Source organism: Dyella sp. C11 (genome assembly GCF_003121485.1).
Classification (GTDB): domain Bacteria; phylum Pseudomonadota; class Gammaproteobacteria; order Xanthomonadales; family Rhodanobacteraceae; genus Dyella.
Map to the genome: position 1 here is coordinate 1 of NZ_QAVX01000041.1, position 5,586 is coordinate 5,586.

At 53.7% G+C, this 5,586-nt stretch carries 2 tRNA genes and 3 rRNA genes; all 5 read left to right on the forward strand.

From position 1 onward, the window contains the following. The first annotated feature begins 297 nt into the window (after positions 1-297). The 5 genes from DK366_RS20935 to rrf all read left to right on the forward strand — a co-directional run bounded on the left by DK366_RS20935 (position 298) and on the right by rrf (position 5,539). A 16S ribosomal RNA gene (locus DK366_RS20935) occupies positions 298-1,842 on the forward strand. 179 nt (positions 1,843-2,021) lie between these two features. Continuing rightward, positions 2,022-2,098: transfer RNA gene (locus DK366_RS20940), tRNA-Ile, on the forward strand. An 11-nt stretch (positions 2,099-2,109) separates the two neighbouring features. Beyond that, positions 2,110-2,185: transfer RNA gene (locus DK366_RS20945), tRNA-Ala, on the forward strand. 233 nt (positions 2,186-2,418) lie between these two features. Next, positions 2,419-5,297 (forward strand): 23S ribosomal RNA (locus DK366_RS20950). 129 nt (positions 5,298-5,426) lie between these two features. After that, positions 5,427-5,539: ribosomal RNA gene (gene rrf / locus DK366_RS20955) — 5S ribosomal RNA — on the forward strand. Together the 16S, 23S and 5S rRNA genes with 2 tRNA genes alongside form the textbook arrangement of a ribosomal RNA operon. Positions 5,540-5,586 lie beyond the last annotated feature (47 nt).

The following is a 5,586-nucleotide window of genomic DNA, read 5'->3' on the forward strand; positions in this document are numbered from 1 at the left end:
CAGCAAAAAGATTTCGCTGAAGGTGTTGACGGACTGGAAAGATGATGTAAGATGAGCGGCTCACTCGGAACGAAATGTTCCAACGCTGAAACGAGAAACTTCAGCAAGTGATTGAGATCTTTGACAGTGTGCGCAGGTGACTTGTGTGGACGCCTTGCGGTGGATGACTGAATGTCAAACATATGCAAGCGTCTAACCAAGAAAGTCAAATTTAAAACGCTTGACGTTTAAGGTTAGGACATACGCTTCGGAAAGATAGATCGATTTCCTGCTTCGGCAGGGATGAGGTCGAAAACTTAAGTGAAGAGTTTGATCCTGGCTCAGATTGAACGCTGGCGGCATGCCTAACACATGCAAGTCGAACGGCAGCACAGTAGAGCTTGCTCTATGGGTGGCGAGTGGCGGACGGGTGAGTAATGCATCGGGATCTACCCAAACGTGGGGGATAACGTAGGGAAACTTACGCTAATACCGCATACGTCCTAAGGGAGAAAGCGGGGGACCGAAAGGCCTCGCGCGGTTGGACGAACCGATGTGCGATTAGCTAGTTGGTAGGGTAATGGCCTACCAAGGCGACGATCGCTAGCTGGTCTGAGAGGATGATCAGCCACACTGGAACTGAGACACGGTCCAGACTCCTACGGGAGGCAGCAGTGGGGAATATTGGACAATGGGCGCAAGCCTGATCCAGCAATGCCGCGTGTGTGAAGAAGGCCTTCGGGTTGTAAAGCACTTTTATCAGGAGCGAAATACTACTGGCTAATAACCGGTGGGGCTGACGGTACCTGAGGAATAAGCACCGGCTAACTTCGTGCCAGCAGCCGCGGTAATACGAAGGGTGCAAGCGTTAATCGGAATTACTGGGCGTAAAGCGTGCGTAGGCGGTTATTTAAGTCTGTTGTGAAATCCCCGGGCTCAACCTGGGAATGGCAATGGATACTGGATAGCTAGAGTGTGATAGAGGATGGTGGAATTCCCGGTGTAGCGGTGAAATGCGTAGAGATCGGGAGGAACATCAGTGGCGAAGGCGGCCATCTGGATCAACACTGACGCTGAGGCACGAAAGCGTGGGGAGCAAACAGGATTAGATACCCTGGTAGTCCACGCCCTAAACGATGCGAACTGGATGTTGGTCTCAACTCGGAGATCAGTGTCGAAGCTAACGCGTTAAGTTCGCCGCCTGGGGAGTACGGTCGCAAGACTGAAACTCAAAGGAATTGACGGGGGCCCGCACAAGCGGTGGAGTATGTGGTTTAATTCGATGCAACGCGAAGAACCTTACCTGGCCTTGACATGTCTGGAATCCTGCAGAGATGCGGGAGTGCCTTCGGGAATCAGAACACAGGTGCTGCATGGCTGTCGTCAGCTCGTGTCGTGAGATGTTGGGTTAAGTCCCGCAACGAGCGCAACCCTTGTCCTTAGTTGCCAGCACGTAATGGTGGGAACTCTAAGGAGACTGCCGGTGACAAACCGGAGGAAGGTGGGGATGACGTCAAGTCATCATGGCCCTTACGGCCAGGGCTACACACGTACTACAATGGTCGGTACAGAGGGTTGCAATACCGCGAGGTGGAGCCAATCCCAGAAAGCCGATCCCAGTCCGGATTGGAGTCTGCAACTCGACTCCATGAAGTCGGAATCGCTAGTAATCGCAGATCAGCTATGCTGCGGTGAATACGTTCCCGGGCCTTGTACACACCGCCCGTCACACCATGGGAGTGAGTTGCTCCAGAAGCCGTTAGTCTAACCGCAAGGGGGACGACGACCACGGAGTGGTTCATGACTGGGGTGAAGTCGTAACAAGGTAGCCGTATCGGAAGGTGCGGCTGGATCACCTCCTTTCGAGAACGACATCTTTCTCCCCGCAAGACGTCCACACAAGACACCTGCACTTCAATTTTCACGCAAAATCCCTTTTGCGAAGAGCAAAACCAGCCATCCCTGGCTGGACTCTTCAACGAAACGCCGCTTCGATGCCTGGCATTGATAGCGACGTTTTTCGTTTAGAAGGCGATGTTCCCGGGTCTGTAGCTCAGGTGGTTAGAGCGCACCCCTGATAAGGGTGAGGCCGGTGGTTCGAGTCCTCCCAGACCCACCACCAAATCACTTGGGGCCATAGCTCAGCTGGGAGAGCACCTGCTTTGCAAGCAGGGGGTCGTCAGTTCGATCCTGACTGGCTCCACCATTTGGTGACACGACGTGAAACGAAGGCAGCGCACACATAAAGAATTTTGAAACCATCCGGCATTGTGGCCGACATGGTGTTCTTTGAAAAAATGTAAACGAGTGACAAGCGTCTTGGTTCGAAACCGAATCGAGATGTGTCGTTGAGGCAATTAAGCGACGCGTTGTTTGGACATCGATGATTATCATCTCGTAAATGATGATTATCGGCCCCGAGGCGACTTGGGGTTATATGGTCAAGCGACCAAGCGTATACGGTGGATGCCTTGGCAGTCAGAGGCGATGAAGGACGTGGCAGCCTGCGAAAAGTGTCGGGGAGCTGGCAACAAGCTTTGATCCGGCAATGTCCGAATGGGGAAACCCACTGCGTAAGCAGTATTCATGAGTGAATACATAGCTCATGAAAGCGAACCCGGGGAACTGAAATATCTAAGTACCCGGAGGAAAAGAAATCAACCGAGATTCCGTCAGTAGCGACGAGCGAACGCGGACTAGCCCAAAAGTCTTTAGTGTTTTAGCCGAACGGTTTGGAAAGGCCGGCCATAGCGGGTGATAGCCCCGTAGGCGAAAGGGCATTAGAGATGAAATTGAGTAAGGCGGGGCACGAGAAACCCTGTCTGAACATGGGGGGACCATCCTCCAAGGCTAAATACTCCTGACTGACCGATAGCGAACAAGTACCGTGAGGGAAAGGCGAAAAGAACCCCGGAGAGGGGAGTGAAATAGACCCTGAAACCGTATACGTACAAGCAGTGGAAGCCCGCAAGGGTGACTGCGTACCTTTTGTATAATGGGTCAGCGACTTACTGTCAGTGGCAAGCTTAACCGTATAGGGGAGGCGAAGGGAAACCGAGTCTGAATAGGGCGCATAGTCTCTGGCAGTAGACCCGAAACCGAGTGATCTATCCTTGGCCAGGTTGAAGGTGCGGTAACACGCACTGGAGGACCGAACCCACATCTGTTGCAATAGATGGGGATGAGCTGAGGATAGGAGTGAAAGGCTAAACAAACTCGGAGATAGCTGGTTCTCCTCGAAAGCTATTTAGGTAGCGCCTCGTATGAATCTTCCTGGGGGTAGAGCACTGTTATGGCTAGCGGGCCATCGCGGCTTAGTAAACCATGGCAAACTCCGAATACCAGGACAGAATGTACGGGAGACACACGGCGGGTGCTAACGTCCGTCGTGAAAAGGGAAACAACCCAGACCCGCAGCTAAGGTCCCAAAGTTATAGCTAAGTGGAAAACGATGTGGAAAGGCATAGACAGCCAGGAGGTTGGCTTAGAAGCAGCCACCCTTTAAAGAAAGCGTAATAGCTCACTGGTCGAGTCGGTCTGCGCGGAAGATTTAACGGGGCTAAGCTATACACCGAAGCTCGGGGTGCACACTTTGTGTGCGCGGTAGAGGAGCGTTCCGTAAGCCTGTGAAGGTGAGTTGAGAAGCTTGCTGGAGGTATCGGAAGTGCGAATGCTGACATGAGTAACGATAATGGGGGTGAAAAGCCCCCACGCCGAAAGCCCAAGGTTTCCTCGCGCAACGTTCATCGGCGCAGGGTGAGTCGGCCCCTAAGGCGAGGCAGAAATGCGTAGTCGATGGGAAGCTGGTTAATATTCCAGCACTTGTCTGTAGTGCGATGTGGGGACGGAGAAAGTTAGGTCTACCGGGCGTTGGTTGTCCCGGGGAAAGGCGGTAGGCATGAGGGTTAGGCAAATCCGGCCCTCTTTATGCCGAGCACCGAGACGAGCCCTATTGGGCGAAGTGACTGATACTACGCTTCCAGGAAAAGCCACTAAGCTTCAGCTACAGAGAAACCGTACCGTAAACCGACACTGGTAGGCAGGGTGAGAATCCCAAGGCGCTTGAGAGAACTCGGGTGAAGGAACTAGGCAAAATGGCACCGTAACTTCGGGAGAAGGTGCGCCCTCCGGCGTGGTCACGTGCGTGACTGAGCGCTAGAGGGTCGCAGTAACCTGGCCGCTGCGACTGTTTATCAAAAACACAGCACTCTGCAAACACGAAAGTGGACGTATAGGGTGTGACGCCTGCCCGGTGCTGGAAGGTTAATTGATGGGGTCAGCCGCAAGGCGAAGCTCTTGATCGAAGCCCCAGTAAACGGCGGCCGTAACTATAACGGTCCTAAGGTAGCGAAATTCCTTGTCGGGTAAGTTCCGACCTGCACGAATGGCGTAACGACAGCGGCGCTGTCTCCACCCGAGACTCAGTGAAATTGAAATCGCTGTGAAGATGCAGCGTTCCCGCGGCAAGACGGAAAGACCCCGTGAACCTTTACTACAGCTTCACACTGAACGTTGAGTTCTTCTGTGTAGGATAGGTGGGAGGCTATGAAACCGAGACGCTAGTTTCGGTGGAGCCATCCTTGAAATACCACCCTGAAGTGCTTGACGTTCTAACCTAGGTCCGTAATCCGGATCAGGGACCGTGTGTGGTGGGTAGTTTGACTGGGGCGGTCTCCTCCCAAAGAGTAACGGAGGAGCACGAAGGTACGCTCAGCGCGGTCGGACATCGCGCACTGTGTGCAAAGGCATAAGCGTGCTTGACTGCGAGATCGACGGATCAAGCAGGTACGAAAGTAGGTCTTAGTGATCCGGTGGTTCTGTATGGAAGGGCCATCGCTCAACGGATAAAAGGTACTCCGGGGATAACAGGCTGATACCGCCCAAGAGTTCATATCGACGGCGGTGTTTGGCACCTCGATGTCGGCTCATCACATCCTGGGGCTGTAGCCGGTCCCAAGGGTATGGCTGTTCGCCATTTAAAGTGGTACGCGAGCTGGGTTCAGAACGTCGTGAGACAGTTCGGTCCCTATCTGTCGTGGGCGTTGGAGATTTGAGAGGGGCTGCTCCTAGTACGAGAGGACCGGAGTGGACGTTCCGCTGGTGTTCGGGTTGTCATGCCCATGGCATTGCCCGGTAGCTACGAACGGAAGCGATAACCGCTGAAAGCATCTAAGCGGGAAGCGCGCCTCAAGATGAGATCTCCCGAGACTTCGAGTCTCCTTAAGGCACCATCAAGACTAGGTGGTTGATAGGCGCGGTGTGGAAGTGCAGCAATGCATTGAGCTTACGCGTACTAATGAGCCGTGAGGCTTGACCATATAACCCCAAGACGCTTCGCAGACATAATGTCTCGACGAAACATCCAGGTTCGAATTTCACCCAGACGCTTGTCACTCGTTTACACCCTCTGTGGGTCTGGCGCATCACTGCGCTGACCCCACCCTTTCCCTGGCGGCTATAGCGCTGTGGTCCCACCCGATCCCATCCCGAACTCGGAAGTGAAACGCAGCTGCGCCGATGGTAGTGTGAATCCTCATGCAAGAGTAGGTCACCGCCAGGGGCTTTATCCCTCAAACGCCTTCCCATCCGGGAAGGCGTTTGTCTTTG